Below are 561 nucleotides of genomic sequence, written 5' to 3' on the forward strand. Positions count from 1 at the left end.
TGATGCACGAGGCCCTGCACAACCACTACACCCAGAAGAGCATCTCCAGGAGCCCCGGCAAGAGGGGAAGGAAGCGCCGGTCCGGCAGCGGAGCCACCAACTTCAGCCTGCTGAAGCAGGCCGGCGACGTGGAGGAGAACCCAGGACCAATGGTGCTGCAGACCCAGGTGTTCATCTCCCTGCTGCTGTGGATCAGCGGAGCCTACGGAGCCATCCAGATGACCCAGTCCCCCAGCTCCCTGTCCGCCAGCGTGGGCGACAGGGTGACCATCACCTGCAGGGCCAGCCAGGGCATCAGGAACGACCTGGGCTGGTACCAGCAGAAGCCCGGCAAGGCCCCCAAGCTGCTGATCTACTCCGCCAGCACCCTGCAGTCCGGAGTGCCCAGCCGGTTCTCCGGCAGCGGCTCCGGAACCGACTTCACCCTGACCATCAGCTCCCTGCAGCCCGAGGACTTCGCCACCTACTACTGCCTGCAGGACTACAACTACCCCTGGACCTTCGGCCAGGGCACCAAGGTGGAGATCAAGAGGCAGCCAGCCGTGACCCCATCCGTGATCC

At 65.1% G+C, this 561-nt stretch carries 1 protein-coding gene; it reads left to right on the forward strand.

Annotation, left to right across the window (positions count from 1 at the left end; genetic code table 11):
• The coding region (locus tag AHIS1636_RS20355; RefSeq protein ID WP_264797690.1) for an immunoglobulin kappa light chain variable domain-containing protein at nucleotides 1–561 on the forward strand (561 nt) is incomplete at both ends.

This window comes from Arthrobacter mangrovi (genome assembly GCF_026011795.1).
GTDB lineage: Bacteria > Actinomycetota > Actinomycetes > Actinomycetales > Micrococcaceae > Crystallibacter > Crystallibacter mangrovi.